The 20526-nt window shown below is 75.1% G+C and carries 23 protein-coding genes and 1 pseudogene; 19 read left to right on the top strand and 5 right to left on the bottom strand.

Going from position 1 to position 20526, the window contains the following annotated elements:
• From ACY34I_RS26400 to ACY34I_RS26355, 10 genes and pseudogenes are all read left to right on the top strand, one after another.
• Positions 1-557 (top strand): glycosyltransferase family 9 protein (locus tag ACY34I_RS26400; RefSeq protein WP_462757712.1); only part of this gene is annotated, 557 nt, incomplete at its 5' end.
• Positions 558-601: 44 nt separating this feature from the next.
• Positions 602-1576, top strand: a complete 975-nt coding sequence (locus ACY34I_RS26395) for a glycosyltransferase (protein ID WP_462757711.1) — start codon at positions 602-604, stop codon at positions 1574-1576.
• A complete protein-coding gene (locus tag ACY34I_RS26390; RefSeq protein ID WP_462757710.1) occupies positions 1561-2778 on the top strand; it encodes a glycosyltransferase in 1218 nt (405 codons plus the stop codon). The genes ACY34I_RS26395 and ACY34I_RS26390 overlap by 16 nt, the downstream gene beginning before the upstream one ends.
• Positions 2778-3560 (top strand): D-sedoheptulose-7-phosphate isomerase, encoded by a 783-nt coding sequence (locus ACY34I_RS26385; RefSeq protein WP_462757709.1) that lies wholly within the window; start codon positions 2778-2780, stop codon positions 3558-3560. Before ACY34I_RS26390 ends, ACY34I_RS26385 begins: the two co-directional genes overlap by 1 nt.
• On the top strand, positions 3557-4972 hold the full coding sequence (locus ACY34I_RS26380; protein ID WP_462757708.1) for a PfkB family carbohydrate kinase: 1416 nt from the start codon (positions 3557-3559) through the stop codon (positions 4970-4972). The genes ACY34I_RS26385 and ACY34I_RS26380 overlap by 4 nt, the downstream gene beginning before the upstream one ends.
• 76 nt (positions 4973-5048) lie before the next feature.
• Entirely contained in the window at positions 5049-5744 is a 696-nt protein-coding gene (locus tag ACY34I_RS26375; protein ID WP_462757707.1) for an SDR family oxidoreductase, read from the top strand.
• Positions 5741-6661 (top strand): annotated as a pseudogene (locus tag ACY34I_RS26370) (glycosyltransferase family 9 protein); the annotation flags it as partial. The gene ACY34I_RS26375 and the pseudogene ACY34I_RS26370, both read left to right, overlap by 4 nt.
• A 133-nt stretch (positions 6662-6794) precedes the next feature.
• Positions 6795-7652: an alpha/beta hydrolase family protein gene (locus ACY34I_RS26365; protein ID WP_462757706.1), complete on the top strand. Its 858-nt coding sequence runs from the start codon at positions 6795-6797 to the stop codon at positions 7650-7652.
• A gap of 114 nt (positions 7653-7766) precedes the next feature.
• Positions 7767-8495 carry a hypothetical protein gene (locus ACY34I_RS26360; RefSeq protein WP_462757705.1) on the top strand — a complete coding sequence of 243 codons (729 nt, stop codon included), beginning with the start codon at positions 7767-7769 and terminating at the stop codon, positions 8493-8495.
• Between the two features lie 129 nt (positions 8496-8624).
• Positions 8625-9017 (top strand): hypothetical protein, encoded by a 393-nt coding sequence (locus tag ACY34I_RS26355; RefSeq protein WP_462757704.1) that lies wholly within the window; start codon positions 8625-8627, stop codon positions 9015-9017.
• A 119-nt stretch (positions 9018-9136) separates the two neighbouring features.
• On the opposite strand, the gene ACY34I_RS26350 is transcribed toward ACY34I_RS26355, so the two are convergent.
• Positions 9137-10036: a DUF72 domain-containing protein gene (locus ACY34I_RS26350; protein WP_462757703.1), complete on the bottom strand. Its 900-nt coding sequence runs from the start codon at positions 10034-10036 to the stop codon at positions 9137-9139.
• A 119-nt stretch (positions 10037-10155) separates the two neighbouring features.
• Here ACY34I_RS26350 and ACY34I_RS26345 point away from each other — a divergent pair, with 119 nt between their 5' ends.
• From ACY34I_RS26345 to ACY34I_RS26335, 3 genes are all read left to right on the top strand, one after another.
• Entirely contained in the window at positions 10156-10662 is a 507-nt protein-coding gene (locus ACY34I_RS26345; RefSeq protein WP_462757702.1) for a DinB family protein, read from the top strand.
• Between the two features lie 97 nt (positions 10663-10759).
• Entirely contained in the window at positions 10760-11563 is an 804-nt protein-coding gene (locus tag ACY34I_RS26340) for a hypothetical protein (protein WP_462757701.1), read from the top strand.
• A 136-nt stretch (positions 11564-11699) separates the two neighbouring features.
• Positions 11700-12395: a Pr6Pr family membrane protein gene (locus tag ACY34I_RS26335; protein WP_462757700.1), complete on the top strand. Its 696-nt coding sequence runs from the start codon at positions 11700-11702 to the stop codon at positions 12393-12395.
• A 51-nt stretch (positions 12396-12446) separates the two neighbouring features.
• Here the strand turns inward: ACY34I_RS26335 and ACY34I_RS26330 are convergent, their stop codons facing one another.
• The 3 genes from ACY34I_RS26330 to ACY34I_RS26320 form a co-directional block, all read right to left on the bottom strand.
• Positions 12447-14549, bottom strand: a complete 2103-nt coding sequence (locus tag ACY34I_RS26330) for an amylo-alpha-1,6-glucosidase (protein ID WP_462757699.1) — start codon at positions 14547-14549, stop codon at positions 12447-12449.
• A complete protein-coding gene (locus ACY34I_RS26325) occupies positions 14546-14920 on the bottom strand; it encodes an SCP2 sterol-binding domain-containing protein (protein WP_462757698.1) in 375 nt (124 codons plus the stop codon). Before ACY34I_RS26325 ends, ACY34I_RS26330 begins: the two co-directional genes overlap by 4 nt.
• 142 nt (positions 14921-15062) lie before the next feature.
• The gene (locus ACY34I_RS26320) at positions 15063-15572 is read right to left on the bottom strand and encodes a mycothiol transferase (protein WP_462757697.1); all 510 of its coding nucleotides are present in this window, start codon (positions 15570-15572) and stop codon (positions 15063-15065) included.
• 83 nt (positions 15573-15655) lie between these two features.
• Here ACY34I_RS26320 and ACY34I_RS26315 point away from each other — a divergent pair, with 83 nt between their 5' ends.
• Positions 15656-16171 (top strand): 2'-5' RNA ligase family protein, encoded by a 516-nt coding sequence (locus ACY34I_RS26315; RefSeq protein WP_462757696.1) that lies wholly within the window; start codon positions 15656-15658, stop codon positions 16169-16171.
• Between the two features lie 3 nt (positions 16172-16174).
• On the opposite strand, the gene ACY34I_RS26310 is transcribed toward ACY34I_RS26315, so the two are convergent.
• On the bottom strand, positions 16175-16633 hold the full coding sequence (locus ACY34I_RS26310; protein WP_462757695.1) for an N-acetyltransferase family protein: 459 nt from the start codon (positions 16631-16633) through the stop codon (positions 16175-16177).
• A 248-nt stretch (positions 16634-16881) separates the two neighbouring features.
• Between ACY34I_RS26310 and ACY34I_RS26305 the strand changes: the two genes are divergently transcribed.
• The 5 genes from ACY34I_RS26305 (at position 16882) to ACY34I_RS26285 (ending at position 20507) form a co-directional block, all read left to right on the top strand.
• Positions 16882-17958 (top strand): glycoside hydrolase family 26 protein, encoded by a 1077-nt coding sequence (locus ACY34I_RS26305; RefSeq protein WP_462757694.1) that lies wholly within the window; start codon positions 16882-16884, stop codon positions 17956-17958.
• 32 nt (positions 17959-17990) lie between these two features.
• Positions 17991-18311 carry an ArsR/SmtB family transcription factor gene (locus tag ACY34I_RS26300; protein ID WP_187413344.1) on the top strand — a complete coding sequence of 107 codons (321 nt, stop codon included), beginning with the start codon at positions 17991-17993 and terminating at the stop codon, positions 18309-18311.
• Positions 18308-18577, top strand: a complete 270-nt coding sequence (locus tag ACY34I_RS26295; protein WP_462757693.1) for an SRPBCC family protein — start codon at positions 18308-18310, stop codon at positions 18575-18577. Before ACY34I_RS26300 ends, ACY34I_RS26295 begins: the two co-directional genes overlap by 4 nt.
• A complete protein-coding gene (locus tag ACY34I_RS26290) occupies positions 18532-18783 on the top strand; it encodes an SRPBCC domain-containing protein (protein WP_462757692.1) in 252 nt (83 codons plus the stop codon). Before ACY34I_RS26295 ends, ACY34I_RS26290 begins: the two co-directional genes overlap by 46 nt.
• Before the next feature lie 233 nt (positions 18784-19016).
• Positions 19017-20507: a hypothetical protein gene (locus ACY34I_RS26285; RefSeq protein ID WP_462757691.1), complete on the top strand. Its 1491-nt coding sequence runs from the start codon at positions 19017-19019 to the stop codon at positions 20505-20507.
• Positions 20508-20526: the final 19 nt, after the last annotated feature.

Below are 20526 nucleotides of genomic sequence, written 5' to 3'. Positions count from 1 at the left end.
AGCTGCGGGACTCGCCGCTCCCGACCGGCACCGGGGCCGCGACGGCGGACGACCCGGTCGCCGGGCTGCCCGACGACTACGTCGTGGTGCATCCCGGCTCGTCGGTGCCGGCGCGGGCCTGTCCGGCGGACCGCTGCGCGCAGATCGTGGCCGCCCTCGTCGCCGACGGGCGGCGGGTCGTGATCACCGGTGGGCCGGACGAGCGGGACCTGACGGCGCGGGTCGCCGCCGCCGGCGGCATCGACCTCGGCGGGACCACGGACCTGGCCGGACTCGTCCGGGTCATCGCGGGCGCCCGCTGCCTGGTGGTCGGCAACACCGGCCCGGCCCACCTCGCCGCCGCCGTCGGCACCCCGGTGGTCAGCCTGTTCGCGCCGACCGTCCCGTTCGGGCAGTGGGGGCCGTACCGGGTGCCGACCGTGCGGCTCGGTGACGCCGGAGCGACCTGCCGGGACACCCGCGCGGCCCTCTGCCCGGTCGCCGGGCACCCCTGTCTGACCGGCGTCGACCCGGCCGAGGTGGTCGCCGCCGTACGGCTGCTGGCCCCGCCCGACTGACCACCTGTCCCCCGCGCCCCGACCAGCCCGACGTGAGGAGAGGCATGAACGTTCTGCTGTGGCACGTGCACGGCTCCTGGACGACCTCGTTCGTGCACGGACGACACCGCTACCTGGTGCCGGTCACGCCCGACCGCGGCCCGTACGGGCGGGGCCGGGCGCGGACGTACGCCTGGCCGGCGAACGCCGTCGAGGTGACCCCGCAGGAGCTGGGGCGGGCCGACGTCGACCTGGTCGTCCTGCAGCGGCCGGAGGAGCTGGAGCTGGCCGAGCGGTGGCTGGGCCGCCGTCCCGGTCGGGACCTGCCCGCGATCTACGTCGAGCACAACACCCCCAAGGGCGACGTGCCACAGACCCGCCACCCGATGGCCGACCGGGACGACCTCCTCATCGCCCACGTCACCCACTTCAACGAGCTGTTCTGGGACAACGGAGGCACCCGGACGGCCGTCATCGAGCACGGCATCGTCCCGCCTGCCGTGGAGTGGACCGGCGACCTCGACCGCCTCGCGGTGGTCACCAACGAGCCGGTACGCCGCTGGCGGGTCACCGGCACCGACCTGATGCCGCGCTTCGCCACGGTCGCCCCGCTGGACGTCTACGGCATGGGCGTCGCGGGGCTGGCCGACCGGCTCGGGCTGCCGCCGGACCGGCTGACCAGCCACGACGACCTGCCGCAGGAGCAGATGCACGTGGCGGTGGCACGGCGGCGGGCGTACCTGCACCTGTGCCGGTGGACATCCCTCGGGCTGAGCCTGATCGAGGCGATGACCATGGGCGTACCGGTGATCGCGCTGGCCACCACCGAGGCGGTGGACGCCGTGCCGCCCGACGCGGGGGTGCTCTCCACCCGGGTGGACACGCTCGTCGCGGCGGCCCGCTGGCTCGCCGAGGACCGCGACGCGGCCTACCGGCTGGGGGCGCGGGCGCGCGAGGTGACGAAGGAACGCTTCGGGCTCGACCGGTTCCTCGCCGACTGGGACCGGCTGATGAAGGAGGAGACATGCGCATCGCGATGATTTCGGAGCACGCCAGCCCGCTCGCCGTCCTCGGCGAGGAGGACGCCGGCGGTCAAAACACCCATGTGGCGGAACTCGCGGCCGCGCTGGTCGGTGAGGGACACGACGTTCGCGTCTACACCCGCCGTGACTCCCCCACCCTGCCCGACGCGGTGTCCACCCCGGACGGCTACCACGTCTGCCACGTGCCGGCCGGCCCGGCCCGGCGGGTGCCGAAGGACGAACTGCTGCCGTACATGGGCGAGTTCGGCAGCTGGCTGGCCGACACCTGGCGGCGCGACGGCTGGACCCCGGACGTGGCCCACGCGCACTTCTGGATGAGCGGGCTGGCCACCGTGCACGCCGGCCGGCGGACCGGGGTGCCGACCGTGCTCACGTATCACGCGCTCGGCACGGTGAAACGCCGCCACCAGGGGGCGCGGGACACCAGCCCACCAGGGCGGATCGGTTACGAGCGGACGCTCGGGCGGGCCGTCGACCGGGTCGTCGTGCAGTGCAGCGACGAGGTGGCCGAGCTGGTCCGGATGGGCGTACCCCGGTCCCGGATGGCGCTGGTCCCCTCCGGCGTCAACCAGCACGTGTTCCACCCCGACGGTCCGGCCGCGCCGCGCGACCCGGCCCGGCCGCGCATCCTCACGGTCGGCCGGCTGGTGGAGCGCAAGGGCTTCCTAGACGTGGTCCGGGCGCTGCCCGCGGTGCCGGACGCCGAATGCGTGGTGGTCGGCGGCCCGCCGGCCGAACTGCTCCCCGCCGACGCCTTCGCCCGGCGGCTGCGGGCGCTCGCCGAGTCCTGCGGAGTTGCCGACCGGGTCAAGCTGGTCGGCGGGGTGCCCCGGGAGAAGATGGCCGGCTGGTACCGGTCGGCCAACGTGCTGGTCGCCACCCCCTGGTACGAGCCGTTCGGGCTCACCCCGCTGGAGGGGATGGCCTGCGGCGTACCGGTGATCGGCAGCAACGTGGGCGGCATCGCCGACACCGTCGTCGACGGGCTCACCGGCGACCTGGTGCCGCCGCGCGACCCCCGCGCGCTGGCCACCGCGATCCGCCGGATCCTCACCGACAAGATGCGCCGCTTCGCGTACGCCACGGCGGCGCTGGACCGGATCCGCAGCCGGTACTCGTGGAAGCGCTGCGCCGAGCAGCTCAGCGCGGTCTACGCCGCGGTGGCCACGGTCGCCCGTCCCGCCCGGGCGGTGGCCTGATGACCCGGCCCGACCCAATCGACGCGCACCTGTCCGGGCTGGCCGCGGCGCTGCTGCCGTTCCGGCGGGAGGCCGAGCGGCTCGCCGACTGGGGCACGGAACTGGCCTGGACGCTCGCCAGGGGCGGACGGATCCTCGTCGCGGGCAACGGGGGCAGCGCGGCGGAGGCCCAGCACCTCACCGCCGAACTCGTCGGCAAGCTCCGTGACGACAGGGAACCCCTGTCCGCGATCGCCCTGCATGCCGAGACCTCCGCGCTGACCACGATCGGCAACGACTACGGCTACGACGAGGTCTTCGCCCGCCAGGTCCGCGCCCACGGTCGAGCGGAGGACATCCTCCTGCTCCTGTCCACCAGCGGCGCCAGCGCCAACCTGCTCGCCGCCGCCGAGGCCGGACGGGACACCGGCCTTCGCTGCTGGGCCTTCACCGGCCCGGTGCCCAACCCGCTCGCCGAGCGGTGCCACGACGTGCTCGCCGTCCCGTCGCCGGACAGCCAGGTGGTGCAGGAACTCCACCTGGTCGCCACGCACCTGCTCTGCGAGTACGTCGACCAGGCCCTCCCCCTGATCCGGCAGCTGCCCACGACGACCGTGGCCGCACCCCGCGGCACCGGCATCGCCGGGTGGGCACCACCGCTCATCCCGGTCCTCCGCGACGGGCACACCGCCAACGGGCACACCGCGAACGGACACAGCGTCACCGGACACGGCGTCGACGGCCACGGGCGGAACGGCCACCACCGCAACGGGTCCACCGGCACCGGGTGGGTGGAGCGGTGAGCGGCCCGCTCGTCGTGGTCGGCGACGCCCTGCTCGACCGGGACGTGACCGGTGCGGTCAGCCGGGTCTGCCCGGACGCCCCCGTACCGGTGCTGGACGAGCGCACGGCCGTCGACCGGCCCGGCGGGGCCGGCCTGGCCGCGCTGCTCGCCGCCGCCCAGAACACCGAGGTCGCGCTGGTCACCGCGCTCGCCGACGACGCCGGTGGGGCCCGCGTGGCCGAGTTGCTGGCCGAGGCGGGAGTGGCGGTCTACCCGATGCACCTGCCCGGCGCGACCGCCGAGAAGATCCGGCTGCGGGCGGGCGGCCAGACGCTGCTCCGGCTGGACCGGGGCGGCGACCCGCAGCCACCCGGCGAGCCGCCGGAGGCGGTGCTGGAGGTGCTCTCCCAGGCCCGGGCCATTCTGGTCAGCGACTACGGTCGCGGCCTGGTCCGGCAGCCGGCACTGCGGGCGGCGCTCGCCGAGGCGTCCGCCCCGGTGGTGTGGGACCCGCACCCGCGCGGCCCGGCCGCGGTGGCCGGGGCCCGGCTGACCACGCCGAATCTCGCCGAGTTGCGGCAGCTCACCGGCGACGTGGGGGCCGGCTCGGCGCTGTCCACGGCGACCCGGGCCGGGCACGAGCTGCGGCACCGCTGGCGGGTCGGTGCGGTCGCGGTGACCGTGGGCCCGGACGGTGCCGTGCTCTGCCACGCCGGCACCACCCCGCTGGTCGTGCCGCCACCGTCCGTCCCGGACCGGGTCGAGGACACCTGCGGGGCCGGCGACCGGTTCGCCGCCACCGCCGCCCTGGCGCTCGGCGACGGCGCGCTGGTCTCCGAGGCGGTCGGCGCGGCGGTGGCCGCCGCGTCCGCGTACGTGGCGGCGGGCGGGGCCGCCGGCCTGCACCGCGAGCCGGAGCGACCTCCGGCGCCGGCCGCTGCGCGCACCGCCGAGGAGCTGGTGGCGAAGGTACGCGCCGACGGCGGCAGCGTGGTGGCCACCGGCGGCTGCTTCGACATCCTGCACGCCGGGCACCTCGCCACCCTCCAGGCGGCCCGCCGCCTCGGCGACTGCCTGGTGGTCTGCCTGAACTCCGACCGCAGCGTACGCGGCCTGAAGGGACCGGAGCGCCCGGTCAACCCGGAGGCGGATCGCGCCCGGCTGCTCGCCGCCCTGGACTGCGTGGACGCGGTGGTGGTCTTCGACGAGCCCACCCCGCACCGGGTGCTGGCCCGGCTGCGGCCCGACGTCTGGGTCAAGGGCGGCGACTACGCCGGGGACGGCGGGCCGGAGCTGCCCGAGGCGGATCTGGTCCGCCGCTGGGGCGGCCGGGTCGTCACCGTCCCCTACCTGGCCGGCCGGTCCACCACCGGCACCATCTCCGCCGCGCGCCAGCGCGGCCTCCACCTCGTCAAGGGAGCGGCGGTATGAGCGAGCGTCAGCGAGCGAATCATCGATTCAGTGCGGTGGTGCCTCATGACGGAACGACGCGAAGTGGAGTGCCGGCATGAGCAGGGACATGAACGGAAGGTCCATCCTGGTCACCGGCGGGTCGAGCGGCCTCGGCGCGGCGGTGGTGACCGCGGTTGGCAAGGCCGGCGGGCGGCCGTACGTGCTGGACCGGCAGGCGCCGGCCGACGGGGTGCCCTGGGTCGGGTGCGACCTCGCCGACGCCCGGGCCGCCGAGGCGGCCACCCGCCAGCTCGCCGAGCAGGCCGGCGGCCTCGACGGCGTGGTGACCGCCGCCGGCATGGACGTGCCGGGGCGGCTGGCGGACGTGCCGGGCGACACCTGGGACCGGATCGTGGCGATCAACCTGCTCGGCACGGCGGCGGTGGTCCGGGCGGCCGTGCCGTACCTGGAACGCGCGCACGGCACCGTGGTCACCGTGGCGTCCACGCTCGGCGTCAAGGCGGTCAGCGACGCCACCGCGTACTGCGCGGCGAAGTTCGGGGTGGTCGGCTTCACCCGGGCGCTCGCCGCCGAACTGGCCGGGACGGTGGGCGTGACGCTGCTGATCCCGGGTGGCATGCGGACGGCGTTCTTCGACGACCGGGACGAGCAGTACAAGCCCGGCCCGGACGCGATCCTCAACGACCCGGCCGACACCGCGGAGGCGGTCATGTTCGCCCTGGCCCAGCCGCCCGGCTGCGCCGTGCGCGAGCTGGTGGTCTGCGCCGAGCAGGAGTCCTCGTACCCGTGATCCTCGTGCTCCGCGCGCTCGGCGTCGGCGACCTCGCCACCGGGGTGCCGGCGCTGCGCGCGCTGCGCGCCGCGTACCCCGGTGAGGAGCTGGCGCTGGTCGCGCCGCGCTGGCTGGCGCCGCTGGTCGACCTGATCGGCGGGGTGGACCGCCTGGTCGAGGCGGACGGGCTGGGCCACCTGGGGTGGCCCGGCCCGAAGCCGGCGCTGGCGGTCAACCTGCACGGCCGGGGCCCGCAGTCGCACCGGATGCTGGCCGAGGCCCGGCCACGCCGGCTGCTCGCCTTCGCCAACGACGGGGCTGGACACCACGACGGTCCACCGTGGCGGGCCGACGAGCACGAGGTGGACCGGTGGTGCCGCCTGCTGGCCTGGTACGGCATCCCAGCCGACCGGACGGACCTGGCGCTGCGCCGCCCCGACCCCGGTGCGCTGCCCAGCGGGGTGAGCCTCGTCCACCCCGGGGCCAAGGCCGCCGAGCGGCGCTGGCCACTGGCCCGCTTCGCGGCGGTGGCCCGCGAGCTGACCGCGCGCGGCCACCGGGTGATGGTCACCGGCGGCCCGGGCGAGCGGGGCATCGCCGAGGCGGTGGCGCGCGGGGCCGGGCTGCCGGCGGAGGCGGTCCTGGCCGGGCGGACCGGCGTCGGCGAACTGGCCGCCCTGGTGGCCCACGCCCGGCTGGTGCTCGCCGGGGACACCGGCATCGGCCACCTGGCCACCGCCTACGGCACCCCGTCGGTGCTGCTCTTCGGCCCGGTGTCGCCCGCGCTCTGGGGACCGCCGCCGGACCGGCCGTGGCACCAGGCGCTCTGGGTGGGACCGCGCCCGCCCGGCGACGGTGCGGCGCTGCACCCGGCGCTGGCCGAGCTGGACGTGCCCACGGTGCTGGCCGCCGTCGACCGAATCGAACGAGCCGTCCCGGCAAACCGGCTCGTCCCGACCGCGCGGGACCGGGCGCAGCTGCCCGCCCCGGCCGGGCCGGCGGTGTCGGCGGCCCGGCAAGGCACCCCCTTGGCTACCCACCGGTAGCTTGCCGCCGTACGCTGAGCCGGTGAGCGGGGAGTACACGCAGGAGTTCGTCGACGTCGACGGGGCGCGCATCGGCGTCCAGGTCTATCCGGAGCCGGACGGGCCGCCGGGCGCGCCGGTGGTGGTGGTCTGGCCGGCGATGGGCGTCCGGGCCCGCTACTACCGGCCCCTGGCGGCCGCGCTGCGCGCGGCCGGGCTCGCCGTCGTGGTGGCCGACCTCCGGGGCACCGGCGAGAGCACCCCGGCCCCCGCGCGCACCTGCCGGTACGGCTACGCCGAGCTGGCCGCCGACGTCGGCGCGGTGCTCGACGCGCTCAAGCCCCGGCTGGACGGCCGTACCCGGCTGCTGCTCGGGCACTCCCTCGGCGGGCAGGTCGCGCTGCTGCACCAGGCCCTGCATGACGCGGACGCGGTGGACGGGCTGGCCCTGGTGGCGGTCGGCATGCCCTGGTGGCGCGGGTATCCGGGGCTGCGCGGCTGGGGCGTGCTGCCGTACACCCAGGGGATCGCCGCGGTGGCCCGGCTGCTCGGTGTCTGGCCGGGCTGGGGGTTCGGCGGCCGGCAGGCCCGCGGGGTGATCCGGGACTGGGCCTACACCGCCCGGACCGGCCGGTTCCCCGTGCTCGACGGGGTCGACGCCGAGGCGGCGGTGCGGCGGGTGCGTACGCCGGTCCTCGCGGTGAGCGTGGACGACGACCAGTACACCCCGCACGAGACGCTGGACCACCTCTGCGCCAAGCTCACCGCCGCGACGGTGACCCGGCACCGCTACCCGGTGGCCGAGGCGGGCGCCCCGCTGGACCACTTCACCTGGGTACGCGCCGCGGCTCCGCTGGCCGCCCGGGTCGCCGCGTTCGCGGCCGCCCTGCCGCACCGCTGATCCGCAGCCGATCCGGGCAGCGGTCCGCGCCCGACCACCGGCCGGCGCATCGGGGGCGTAGCCGGCCGGAACGTGGGTAACCCGCACCGCCCGAACACGGCGGAGGGGGATCAGATGTCCGAACGGCACACCGCGTTGCGGTCGATGCACGATCTGGGTCTGGCGGCATGGTTCGGCGGCTCACTGATGGGCGCGCTCGGCGTCAACGGGGCGGCGGCTCGGGTCGACGACTCGACGCAGCGGCTGCCGGTGGCCTCGGCGGGCTGGGCGCGCTGGACCCCGGTGAACGCGGCGGCGATCGGTGCCCACCTGGCCGGCTCCGTCGGCGAACTGGTCGTCGAGAGCCCACGGATGGCCAGGCAGGCCGGGGTGGGCAAGGCCAGCGCGGTGAAGACGGCACTGACGGTGGGCGCGCTGGCGGTCACCGGATACAGCCGGATGCTCGGCCGGAAGCTGGAACGGGCGGGTGGGCCGCCGGTCGAGGGGACCACCGAGCCGAGCTACCAGACCCCGGCGAGTGTCGCCGCCTGTCAGCGGCAGATGAAGCTGCTCCAGTGGGCGGTCCCGGCACTGACCGGCGCGCTGGTGGTGGTGACCGCGTACATGAGCGAGCAGCAGAAGCCGGGCCAGGTGCTCCGCGGCATGCTCGGCCGGGTCGGCAGCCTGCTGGTCGTGTCGAAGTTGGCCGGCAAGGCCGCCGGCAAGGGCGGGCCGAAGATCGGCAAGGCCGTGGGGATGGGCGCGCCGAAGATCGGCAAGTTCGCCGTGATGGGCGGGCCGAAGATCGCCAAGGTCGCCGCCATGGGTGCCGCCACGCGGCACCTGGTCACGGCCGGCCGTTGACCCGCAGCGGTCGTGGCGCACAACGGGGTGCGCCACCGACCGCTCGGCACCCAACCACCGGCCCGGCATGACCGGGCCGGTGGCGGGCATTCAGCGCGGGCACGGGAACCCAGCCAGGGTGAGGTGGCGATGAGCAGCAAGAAACGACCGGGGAAGGGCGAGGGGCGGGGGCCGGAGTCGCGCAAGCCGTGGGGCACCACGGACGGTTTCGACGCCGACCCGCCGTGGGGCGCGGGCCAGGACTCGCCGATGGACGAGGGCAGCGAGGAGCCCGCGGTCCCGGAGGGCCGGCGCGGTGAGCGCCGGGCACGCGGGGCGGCGAAGGGCGGCCCGGCCGCCGGACGCCACGGCTTCGGCTCGGTGGAGCCGACCCGGGCCGCCGAGGCCGGACCGGGCGCGCCACCGGATCCGGCGCCCTCCGCCCGGACCTTTCCCGACGACACGGCCGGCGGGGACCTGCCGGACAACGCGCTGGAGGAGGCCACCGGAATGCATCCGGAGGGGGTCCAACGGCGCGGCTGACGCCTCGGGACCGATCTCCCCGCCGCCGGACCGGAGTGCGGCGGCCGGGCGTCGGCTGACGGCCCGCCGGAGTGCGGCGGCTGGGCGTCGGCTGACGGCCCGCCGCGGTCACCGTCGGGTCAGGAGCGCGTGCCAGCCCGCGCCCGGGTCTGGACGCCGAGCAGGTCGGCGAGCCGGGCGGCGTCCCGTTGGGCCTGGTCGCCGCAGCAGTTGTTCATCAGCACGTGCAGTTCGGCGCACTGGTCGGCCAGCTCGCGCAGCAGCTCGGACCAGTGCCGCAGCTCCTGCTCACCGTAGGCGTAGCGGAACTTGTCCTGCTTGTCGCCGCTCTCCCAGGCGGTGCTGTGGCCATGGAACCGGACGACCGCGAGGTCGGCGGTGGCGATCAGGATCGGCGGCACCGACGAGGCGTGGCCCTGCGGCATGTCCACGCAGACATACCCGAGGCCGTGCTCGCGCAGGAAGCTCACCGTGTCCACCACGGCGTCCTCGGTGAACCACGAGGAGTGCCGCAGCTCCACGCAGACCGGCCAGGGCCGGCACCGCCGGGCCACCTCCCGGATCCGCCGCTTGGCGGCGTCCCCTCTGGCAAGCCAGGGCGGGAACTGGAGCAGCACGGCGCCGAGCCGGTCGGCCGCCGCGAGCGGCGCCAGCGCCGCGTGGAACCGGTCCCAGAGTTCGTCGTACGCCCCGGCGGGCAGGTCGCGCCAGCGGATCCGGCTCGGACCGCCCGCCGGGCGTAGCTCCCGGGGCAGCGCCGCCACGGGCGTGTGGTGGCCGGTGAAGAGGCGGAACGCCTTGACGTCGAAGAGGAACCCGGGCGGGGTGGCGGCCACCCAGGCCGCCGCCGTCTCCGGCACCGGGATCGCGTAGTACGACGTGTCCACCTCGACCAGCCAGAAGCGGTCGGCGTAGAAGCCGAGCCGGCCGGCGGGGGTGTTGACCGCGCGGGGATACCAGCCGGAGCGCACCAGCATCTGGTCGGCCCAGGAGGACGTGCCCACTCTAATGACACCCATGTCATTCAGTGCACTGCCAACCGGACGAATCGGCAACCGGGAGGGTCCCGCGTGGAGGCCGGAGACTGCCGGGGGCCGGTCGTACGCTGTCGGCGGTCGTCAAGCGAAAGGCGGACAGCATGAGCGTCTCAGACCAGGTCATCACCGGTGAGCGGGCGGATCTGCTCGCCAGCCTGCGCCGGCACCGCGGGTTCCTCCGGCAGACGGCGCAGGGCCTGACCGACGAGCAGGCGGCCCGGCGCAGCACGGTGAGCGAGCTCTGCCTCGGCGGGCTGATCAAGCACGTGGCGTGCGTCGAGGAGCGGTGGCTGCGCTTCGCCGTCGGCGGGGCCGAGGCGATGGAGCGTGAGCCGATCGACTGGGTCGGGCAGTTCCGGATGGCCGACGGCGAGACCCTGGCCGGATTGCTCGCCGAGTTCGACCGGGTGGCCGCCGAGACCGACGCCCTGGTTGCCACGCTCGACCTGGACCGGTCGCACCCGCTGCCGTCCGCGCCGTGGTTCGAGCCGGGGGCGAGTTGGTCGGTGCGCCGGGTCCTGCTGCACGTCATCGCCGAGACCGCGCAGCACGCCGGCCACGCGGACATCATCCGCGAGTCGATCGACGGGGCGAAGACGATGGGCTGACCATCCGCGGCGGTGAGCGGTCTCACCACCCGGTCGGGGTCACGGCTGGGCCTTCCCATGTGACGTCACGGCGGGTGGCGGCGCTGAGGGACACGAGATGACCATTCACCGGATGGACCAGGAGACCGCCGAGCGACTGCTCGTCGGTCCGGTCGCAGATGCGCAGGACGGCCCCGAGGTGCTCATCCGACTCCTCGCCGCCGTCCGCGCCGCCCCCCGGCCGCACGAGCTCGGCGGCGAGGGGGCGGCCGTGCAGGCGTTCCGCACGGCGCGCGCCGGGCTGCTCCCGGCGGCGTCCCGGACCGAACGACGGTTCGTCGCCAGCCTGCTCAGCGCGAAGATCGCACTCGCCGCGCTGCTCGCCACCGCCACCGGCGGCGTGGCGCTGGCCGCCGCCACGGGCACCCTGCCGGACCCCCTCACCAACGGCGGCGGCACCACCACGACGCCGAGCTCTGGCACCGCGCGGCCGACCTCGCCGGCCACCGGCCCGGACGCCTCGCCCGGCCGGACCGCGCCGGGCGCCTCGCCCCGCCCGACCGCCGATCCGACTGGCCAGCCGAGCAGCTCGTCCCTCCTCGCCGGGCTCTGCACGGCCTACCTGGCGAAGGCGGACGAGAACCGGCGGCGCGCGCTGGAGACGCCGCGCTTCGCCGACCTGCTGTCGACCGCCGGCGGCCGGGACAAGGTCACCGGCTACTGCGAACGCCTGCTCGACGAGCGAGAACGCCAGGACGGGGCGACTGGGCGGCCCGGCAGCCCGCCCACCGGAGGGGGCAACCGTCAGCCGGCGGGTGGCCAGGCGACTGCCGCCACTCCGGCCGCAACGGTGCCGTCGACGATCCGTCCGGCCGCGCCGTCGGTGCGCCTGTCCGCCGCGGCCGGCACGGCCGTGCGCTGAGCACGCCCCGGCCCCAGCACGGGCCGTCCGGGGGCCCGGCCGTGCGCTGAGCACGCCCGGCATGCGCCGTGCGGCCCGGCGCCGACGCCGGTCCCGACTCGGTGACCTGCGCCGGGCGGGCTGGTAGCTTGCCCCGGTGACCCCGCGGCGTCGCCGACTGGCGATCCTCCTTCGCCTGGCCACCGTGCTCAGCGTGGTGGCCGGCATCGTGCTCACCGCCCTCGGCCCGGCCACGGTGGCCGGGCTGCTGCCCTACTTCACCATCCAGAGCAACGTGGCGGTCGGCGTCCTCGCCGGATACGCCGCCTGGCGCTGCGGGCAGGACCGCCCGGAGCCGCGGTCCGCGGTCAAGGGCGCGGTGACCCTCTACATCACCATCACCGGAGTGGTCTACCACCTGGTGCTGGCGAACCCGGCCAGCCCGTTCGCGATGGCCCAGCCCGACCGGGCGCTCGGCGAGGCGCTGGGCAACCAGTTCCTGCACACCGTCGTGCCGCTGCTCGCGGTCGCGGACTGGGTGCTGTTCGACCAGCGCGGCCGGCTGCGCCTCCGGTACGCGGCCTGGTGGCTGGCGTTCCCCCTGGCGTACCTCGGGTTCGCCCTGGTGCGCGGCCTGATCGTGCATCGCTACCCGTACCCGTTCGTCGACGCCGGGCAGCTCGGCTACGACGGGGTCGGGCTCAGCTCGCTCGGCTTCGCGTTCGCGTTCTGGCTGCTCGGGCTGCTGTTCGTCGGCGTCGACAGGGGACTGACCCGGCGTACCCGGATCGTCCCGGCCCCCACCGCTGGCGGCACCGCCGAGCCTGCGGACACCACGGCCGGGCCACGGTGAGCGACGACCTCGCGGCGGCCGTCACCGGGCTGGCCGTGGCGTGTCGGCCGCCTACCGGGCGATCCCGTTGCGCTGGTACGGCTCCGCGCCCCGGGCCGTCCGCCGGGAACGGCGTCGGTCGGCGGGTCGCTCCCGGCCGTAGCAGTCGGCGCGGCCCCAGCGGCCCGGCACGTCCAGCAGCTCGATCCGGCCGTAGCCCTCGGGGATCTGCGGATCCACCAGCAGGTTGTCGTCGCACGGGCGCAGCCCGAGCATGGTCGCGAGCAGCATGAGCAGCGCCCCGGAGGCCCACGACTGTGGCCGCCCGGCAGCCGGGAGTTGGACGGGGTACTTGGTCACCTCGCGGGAATAGCCGGCGACCACCTCGGGCACCGAGCCGCCGAGCGTCTCCGCCACGGCGAAGATGCCGGCGGCGATCCGGGCCGCCTCGGTGTCGTGGCCGTAGCGGCGCAGGCCCGCCGCGATGATGGCGTTGTCCCACGGCCAGACCGCCCCCAGGTGCGCGCCGACCGGGTTGTAGGGCCGCTGTCCGGCGGCGTACGTGCGCACGCCCCAGCCGGAGAAGAGCTCCGGCCCGCACAGGTGCGCCGCGAGAGCGTCCGCCCGCTCCGGCTCGACGATGCCGGTGAAGAGGAGGTGGCCGAGGTTCGAGGTGAGCGCGTCGACGGGTTCCCCGTCCGGGGTCAGCGCGAACGCGTAGTAGCCGTGGTCCGGCAGCCAGAAGTCCCGGTTGAACCGCTCGCGCAGTCGCGCCGCCTCGGCCTCCAGGCGGTCGGCGTACGCCGGGTCGCCCCAGATCTCCCGGGCCAGCCGGGCTCCCCGGAGCTTCGCGTCGTAGGCGTACCCCTGGAGTTCGCAGGTGGCCCGCGGGAACGCGGGCTCGTGGCCGTGCCGGTCCACGACGGCGTCCGGCGAGTTCCGCCAGGTCTGGTTGGCCACCCCGTTGACGCTGTTGCGCGACTGGTAGCGCAGGTAGCCGTCGCCGCACAGGTCGCCGTAGGCGTCGATCCAGTCCAGCGCCATCCGGGCCGGGTGGCGCAGCTCCCGGGCCAGGTCGGTGTCGCCGGTCCAGCGCTCGTACTCGTCGAGCAGGACCACGAAGAGCGGGGTGGTGTCGGCGGCGCCGTAGTAGAGCGCGGTCGGCTGCTCGCCGAACGCGGCCGCCTCGCCGTAGCGCAGCTCGGAGAGGATCTTCCCGGGTTCCTCATCGTGGTAGTCGTCGAGCTGGCCGCCTTGGAGCAGGGCGAGCAGGTGCAGCGTCGCCGGGGTCAGCTCGGGGGTGAACGGCAGGGTCTGCAGGCAGGTGATCATGGCGTCCCGGCCGTAGAGCGACATCGCCCAGGGGAGGCCGCCCACCGGCACCCGTTCGCTGTACGACAGCGGCATGTACCGCAGCGCGGCCAGGTCGGTCAGCGCCTGTGTGTACGCCGACTCCAGGGAATCGCGGTGGGCGACGAGCTGCGGGGCGTGGTCGAACCACCGGGCGAGGTCCTCGCGCATGTCGGTGCGGACGTGGTGCCGGTGGGATTCCAGGCTGGACCGCAGGTCCCGGCCGCTGGCACCGTGGATGATCATGGCGACGTGCAGGTCGTTCTGCCACTCACCGTTCGGCGCGACCCGGATCCGGAACGTCATCCCGTGCTGGTCGATCTCCACCGGTTCGGTGCTGGTGACGAGGGTCTCCCGGGTGAATCGTTCCCGCTGGTAGCACAGCCGCAGCTGCCGACGGACCGGGTCGACGGTGACGGCCGGCCGGCGCGGCGCGGGGCGGAGGATCTCGGCGGTGTCGGCGAAGTCACTGCCGATCTCCATCCGGACGGTGAGGTCGGCCGGCTCGGCCGAATGGTTGAGCACGGTGATCCGCTCGTTGAAGCTGTCGTCGATGGACCGGTGCCGGATCACCGACACGTCGGCGTCCACGTAGTGGCTGGCGGTGCCGGGAACGAGCACGAACCGGGTCTCGAAGGAGGCCAGTTCGTCCCGGGAGAGGGCGTGCAGCCGCTGCCCGCCGACGGTGAGCACCCAGCGGGACACGAACCGGGTGTCGAAGGACCACAGGCCGATCGGCGCGTACGGGTCGACCTCCATGTCGCCCTGCCCGTCGCCCATGGCGAAGGAGTTGCCAGCAAGGACGTGGAGCAGCTCCTGCTTCATCGGCCGCCCCCGCCGCACGCGGCCTCGCGGGGGTGCCGGGCCCCGGGCGGGCCCGGGAAGAGCCGGCGCAGGGTCAGCAGCAGCCGCAGGTTGCCCTGCACCGTGAGGTCGTTGCGCAGCACCGCCGCCGCCGGGTTCAAGCCGCCCTCGGCGAGCCGGTCGAAGACCTCCCGGTCGCCGCCGACCACCAGCTCGGCGTTGTCGGAGGAGCGGGACACCCGGACGTTCTGCTGGTCGATGGTCAGATACCAGTGCTCGGTGCGCCCGCCGTCGTGCAGGTCGAGCCGGAGGCTGCCGGCCGTGTTCTCCGGCAGGTCAGGGTGCCGGCCGGCCACCCGCCGTTCCAGGTGCTCCACTGCCGAGGTGCCCATCGGTCCCTCCCGTCTCCGGGTCGTCCCCGCAGGATCGCCGACGGGAAGGTGAGTCCAACTCACCCGATCCGGGTGAACGGTGGGCCGGACGACCGGGCGCTCCTGTTCGCCCACGCCGTGCCGCGTCGGGCCCGAGCCACGGTCAGGCCCGCTGGATGAGCCCGCGCACGTAGGCGGCCTGACCGGCGTGCTGAAGGTCGTCGGCCAGCAGACTCACCAGCCGCACCCCGAGGGTGACCGGCGGGTCCCAGCTCGGGTCGACCACCCGGTCCAGGTCGGCGGGGCGCAACCCGCGCAGGTACCGCCGGGTCCGCTCGATCACCGTCGCGTGGTAGTCGAGGAGCACCTGGCCGTTCTCCGGCCTTACCGCGGCGACCTGCTCGGGGCCGTGGCCGAAGCCGGTGTCGTGCGGGTCGGCGGTCATCCCGCAGGGCCGCGCCCAGTCGCCGGTGAGCCAGACCTGCTCCTCCCCCAGCAGGCCGGCGACGCCGTGGTCCTGGATCCGGGTGAGGTGCCAGACCAGCCAGCCCACCGTGTTCGCCCCGGGCGCCGGGGCCTGGCGCAGCTGCTCCGGGCTCAGCCCGTCGACCGCCGACCGCACCAGCTCGGGCAGCCGGTCGTACGCCTCGGTCAGCAGGTCGTTCACGTCCACTCGTCCACCCTCCTCCGCTGGCGCCGCCACCGGAGGCAGTACCGCCCACGGGGCCGGACAAACCTCACCTCTAGGGTGATCGCGTGGTCGCGGCGCTGGAGCTGTATCTCGACACGGACGCCACCCGGCGGATCCGGGTGCTCTGGGACGCGCTGGAGTCCGAGGGCGTGCAGAGCATGCGATCGTTGCTGGAGCAGCGGCACCGGCCCCACGTCTCGCTCGCGGTGGCGCCCCGGTTCGACCCGGAGCGGGTGGCCGAGGCGCTCGCCGGGATGGTGGTGGCCGCCCCGCTGCGGCTGGAGTTCCAGCACGCGGGCCAGTTCGTCGGCCGGGTGCTGTGGCTCGGGCCGGCCCCGACCGCCGAACTGCTGGCCCACCACGCCCAGGTGCACCACCGGTTGGCCCGGGCCGGGATCGGCCTGGTCGAGCACTACCAGCCGGGGCGCTGGGTGCCGCACTGCACGCTCTCCATGCGAGTGCCGAACCCGCTGATGGGCGCGGCGGTGCGCCGCTGCTTGGAGGTGCTGCCGCTGACCGCCACCGTGGTCGGCGCGGCCATCACCGACCACGCCCGGGGTATCTCCCACCCGCTCCCGTGAGGCTCAGCGCCGGCCGAGGTCGACGATGAAGGTCGGGTACTCGGGCTGCGGGCAGGGCTCGCCGCGGTGGCCGAGCCGCTCGTAGAAGGGCGCCGCCCGCTCCCGGTGCGCCTGCCACTCCAGATAGCGGACCCGCCCGGCCGCCCACCGCGTCACCGCCGCGAGCAGCGCCCGCCCCACGCCGTGCCGGCGCACGTCCGGCCGTACGTAGAGGTCGTGCAGGCGGGCGGTCCGGTGCGCGTCGCCGGAGCGCAGGTGCGGCCCGTGGTCCTGGGCGGCGGCGTACCCGGTCAGCCCGCCGGCGTCCACCGCGCCGAGCAGCGCCCAGCGCGGGTCGGCGAGCAGGCGCAGGAAGCGCTCCCGGTGGGCCTCGGCGGGCTCGTCGCCGACGCCCATGTCGCGCAGCATCGGCCACAGCTGCGGCCAGTCGGCGGCGGTCAGTTCCCGTACGTCGATCGTCACGCCGGCCAGGATGCGGGCCGCGGGCGGCTGCCGGCCAGCCAGTTTCCGACCGGCCGATCCAGCCGCTGAGGTGAACGCGGACAGAACTCGGGTCTTTCGCCATCTGCCCCCGCCGATGGCGATGCCGCAACCCCGACGCAATCTGGTAAATACGCAGGTCAGGGCCGTCCTGGGCGCCCAGTGACGCGCGTCCCGGGGCCCTGGAGCACACCCCGGAGGCATCCATGGCCGCTCCCGTCATCCGTTCCGTGACTGCCAACCCCGCCGTCCTGTTCCCCGGAATGTCCACCTCCGTAGCGGTGGACGCCTACCATCCCGACTCGCAGTCGCTGGCCTTTGCCGGCCGGGTCGGTAACCCCACCGGCGCCGTCTGGGACAGCTCCGTGCGGGTCGACCTGAGCGTGCCGCTGACCGTGCAGCTCACCACCGCCGCGCTCGGGGTGACCGTCACGCCGAACCCCACCGACCCGACCCGGTTCACGGTGACCGTGCTGTCCGGCCGGGGCACGGTCACCCTGACCGCCACGGTCCGGGACCCGGCCGGCCGGACCGCGACCGCCAGCGTGACCGTGACCGTGCCGCTGCTGGTCGGGATGAGCACCGAGAAGGGCGCGCCGACCCAGCAGATCGTGGCCAACTACCCCAACATCCGCTACATGCGGGACTACGGTGTGGACACCGACGGGGATCGACTGCCGGAGCTGCCTCCGCTGAACGCGGGAAAGTTCGTCGACGCACCGTCGGCCGTGATGCACGTGTCCTGGAAGGACAGCGTCGAGCAGCTCAGCACCTGGCTGAACGGGTTGACCCGACCGGTCTACCTGACCTGGTATCACGAGCCGATGGGCGACGTGACCCCGGCGACGTACCGGACCACGGGGACCCGGCTGTCGCAGATCGTCGCCGCCCATCCGAACCGGAAGTGGGTGCTCGGGCACGGGCCGATCGTCACCCGCTACTGGCTGGACGAGGGCGGCGGCAACCCGACCGACTGGGGTTATCCGGGGATGACCCACTACGGGGTGGACTGCTACTCGCGGGACACCGCGACGTACTGGCCGGCGTCGCGGATCTTCGGCACGGCGTTCGGCAAGGTGCGGGCAGCCTACCCGGGGGTCCGGCTGCTGGTGCCGGAGTACGGCCTGGTCCGGACCACCGCCGACAAGACGGGGACGGGCCGGGCGCAGGCGCTGAAGGACCACGTCACCTGGCTCCGCCAGCAGGCGTACGTGGACGCGGTCGCGTACTGGAACAACTGGGCCGAGTTCCAGTTGGCCTACCCGTCGCCGGAGGCGACGGCGTGGCGGGACCTCCAGAACGGTTGACAGGCGACTCGGGAAGTCTAGACTTACCGTTCGTGGCCACTTACCAAGGACGGATGCTCGACGCGCTGGGCGACCCGACCCGACGCGCGGTCTTCGAGCTTCTCGCCGCCGGGCCACGCTCCGTCGCCGAGATCGCGGCCGACCTCCCGGTCAGCCGGCCGGCGGTGTCCCAGCACCTCAAGGTGCTCAAGGACGCCGCCCTGGTCTCCTCGACGGCCGTCGGCACCCGTCGCGTCTACGCGCTGGACCCGCGGGCCCTCGCGGCCGTACGCGACTACTTCGACACGTTCTGGCAGCAGTCCCTGGCGGCGTTCAAGGACGCCGTCGAGAACCCGCCCGAGGAGAAGCCATGACCAGCGCAGAGACCGACCCGGGCACCGCCGTACGCACCAGCGTGGTGGTCGGTGCCAGCCCCGAGCACGCCTTCGACGTCTTCACCGCCGGCCTCGACCGCTGGTGGATCCGCTCGCACCACCTGCTCCCCGACGACCTGAAGCGGGTCACCGTCGAGCCACGGGCCGGCGGGGCCATCCGGGAGGAGAGCGTGACCGGCCAGACCTGCACCTGGGTCGGGTGCTCACCTGGGACCCGCCGGGCACCTTCGTCTTCGCCTGGTTGATCGGCTCGGACTGGCAGGTGCCCGACCCCGACGCGGCCGGCAGCCGGGTCACCGTCACCTTCACCCCCGTCGCGGACGGCACCCGGGTCGACCTGGTGCACGACCGGCTGGACGCGCACGGCGCCGGCTGGGAGAAGGTCCGCGACGGGGTGGGCAGCGACGGCGGCTGGCCGGGCCTGCTGCGCGAATACGCCAAGACCGTCTGACCTCGTGCCCCGGCCCGGTCAGCACGCCGGGCCGGGGCCCGCGGAGCCGCACCGTCGGCCGTGGTGATCGCGCCCGACCGGCTCCTGCGGCCCGGCCCTCGCCCACCGCGCGGCCGAGGGCCGGGGTGGGGCGGGACCCGCCCACCGACGGCGGTACCGTTGCGCCTCATCATGCCCTTGCGGGGCGGTCGTCCGCCGGCCCAATGCCGGCGAACCTGACGGAGGATGGCGCAATGTCCAACGGCGAGGATCCGTTCGCATCCCACGACGACGTGTCCGCACGGCCGAGGTTCGACCCGGCGCTGCGCGGCTACGACAAACGCCAGGTGGACCGGTACGTCGAGCAGATGGACGCCGAACTGTCCGCATTGACGGCCGCTCGGGACCGGGCGTACGCGCAGGTGCGGGAGCTGACCACGCAGGTGCAGCGGACCCAGGCCGAGGCGGCGGAACTGCGGCAGCGACCGGCCGAGGTGGACCGCGCGTCCTTCCGGGACCTCGGTCCGATGGTCGAGCAGATCCTTGACCTGGCCGAGCGGCAGGCCGCGCAGATCACCGAGACCGCGACCAAGCACGCCACCGACCTGCAGGCCCAGGCGGAGAAGGCGCTGGCCCTGGCGCAGGAGGAGGCCGTCCGCCAGCTGCGGGAGCTGGAGGACGAGCTGTCGGCGCGCCGCGCCGAGCAGGAGAAGGCGCACGAGGAGCGGCGCGCCGCCGCACAGGCGGAGCTCACCGCGATCCGGGAGACGGCCGAGAAACTGCGCGTCGAGGGCCAGGCCGCTCACGACCGGGCGCAGCAGGAGGCGAAACGGATCGCCGAGCAGAGCGCACAGCAGGTCGACCAGGCCCGCTCCGCGTCCGAGGCGCTGGTGAAGGCGGCCCGTACCCAGATCCAGCAGGAGGTCCAGGCCAACCGGAGCAAGGCCCAGCAGGAGCTGGCCCAGTGGCAGACCACCATGGCCCGCGAGCTGGACGAGCGGCGGGCCGCCGCCGAGCAGGAGCTGGCCGACCGGGCCAGCGCCGCGGAACGGGACATCGCCGCACTGGTCGCCGAGGCCCAGCAGTACGCCACCGAGGTCCGCGAGCGGGCCGACGAGGAGACGGCGGCATACCAGGAGCAGCTCTCCACGGTGCAGCAGGAGATCCAGCAGCGGCAGGAGGCCCTCGCGCAGCTCCAGGCCGAGCTGGGGACCGTCGGCCAGCAGCTGGAGCGGAGCCGCCAGGAGATCGCCACGGTCGAGCAGGAGGGCGCCGCGCTGGAGGAGCGCCTGGTCGAGGTGCGCCGGGACCTGGCCGCCGAGACCAAGCGGCTCGACGAGGCCCGGCGGGCGGCGGACCTCGCCGAGCAGCACGCGAAGGAGACCCGCGCGCGAGTGCAGCGCGAGGCGAAGCGGGTGGCCGATCTGGCCGCCGCGGCGGTCATGGCGGCGGCCGCGGGGGGCACGGCAACGGCCGAGTATCCGCAGGTCTCCCCCCGCCCCGTCAGCGCCGGCGCCGGCCCCGACGCGGCCGACCGGCCGGCGCCGGCGCCGGCGCGTACCGAGGGTCCGGAACGGCCCGCCGCGGAGGCGTTCGCCGAGCGGGCGTCGTTGGACGGGCAGCCGTTCGACGCGTTCGCCGTGCGGACGCCGGCGCAACGCACCGCCCCCGAAGCGGAGTCCGCGGAGCGGACCGCCGAGCACCCGGCGACGGACCCGGACGCCGGGATCCCGGCCAACGCCTGAGCACCGGCCACTCCTGACC

The organism is Micromonospora sp. RTBAU3-60, from assembly GCF_054963695.1.
This window is presented reverse-complemented; position numbering and strand designations above follow the sequence as displayed.

Coding starts and splice junctions, on each gene's coding strand:
- ACY34I_RS26375 (WP_462757707.1), top strand. CDS start 5,049: ATGAGCAGGGACATGAACGGAAGGTCCATCCTGGTCACCGGCGGGTCG.
- ACY34I_RS26360 (WP_462757705.1), top strand. CDS start 7,767: ATGTCCGAACGGCACACCGCGTTGCGGTCGATGCACGATCTGGGTCTG.
- ACY34I_RS26295 (WP_462757693.1), top strand. CDS start 18,308: ATGACCAGCGCAGAGACCGACCCGGGCACCGCCGTACGCACCAGCGTG.
- ACY34I_RS26325 (WP_462757698.1), bottom strand. CDS start 14,920: ATGGGCACCTCGGCAGTGGAGCACCTGGAACGGCGGGTGGCCGGCCGG.
- ACY34I_RS26390 (WP_462757710.1), top strand. CDS start 1,561: ATGCGCATCGCGATGATTTCGGAGCACGCCAGCCCGCTCGCCGTCCTC.
- ACY34I_RS26345 (WP_462757702.1), top strand. CDS start 10,156: ATGAGCGTCTCAGACCAGGTCATCACCGGTGAGCGGGCGGATCTGCTC.
- ACY34I_RS26330 (WP_462757699.1), bottom strand. CDS start 14,549: ATGAAGCAGGAGCTGCTCCACGTCCTTGCTGGCAACTCCTTCGCCATG.
- ACY34I_RS26350 (WP_462757703.1), bottom strand. CDS start 10,036: ATGGGTGTCATTAGAGTGGGCACGTCCTCCTGGGCCGACCAGATGCTG.
- ACY34I_RS26395 (WP_462757711.1), top strand. CDS start 602: ATGAACGTTCTGCTGTGGCACGTGCACGGCTCCTGGACGACCTCGTTC.
- ACY34I_RS26385 (WP_462757709.1), top strand. CDS start 2,778: ATGACCCGGCCCGACCCAATCGACGCGCACCTGTCCGGGCTGGCCGCG.
- ACY34I_RS26340 (WP_462757701.1), top strand. CDS start 10,760: ATGACCATTCACCGGATGGACCAGGAGACCGCCGAGCGACTGCTCGTC.
- ACY34I_RS26285 (WP_462757691.1), top strand. CDS start 19,017: ATGTCCAACGGCGAGGATCCGTTCGCATCCCACGACGACGTGTCCGCA.
- ACY34I_RS26355 (WP_462757704.1), top strand. CDS start 8,625: ATGAGCAGCAAGAAACGACCGGGGAAGGGCGAGGGGCGGGGGCCGGAG.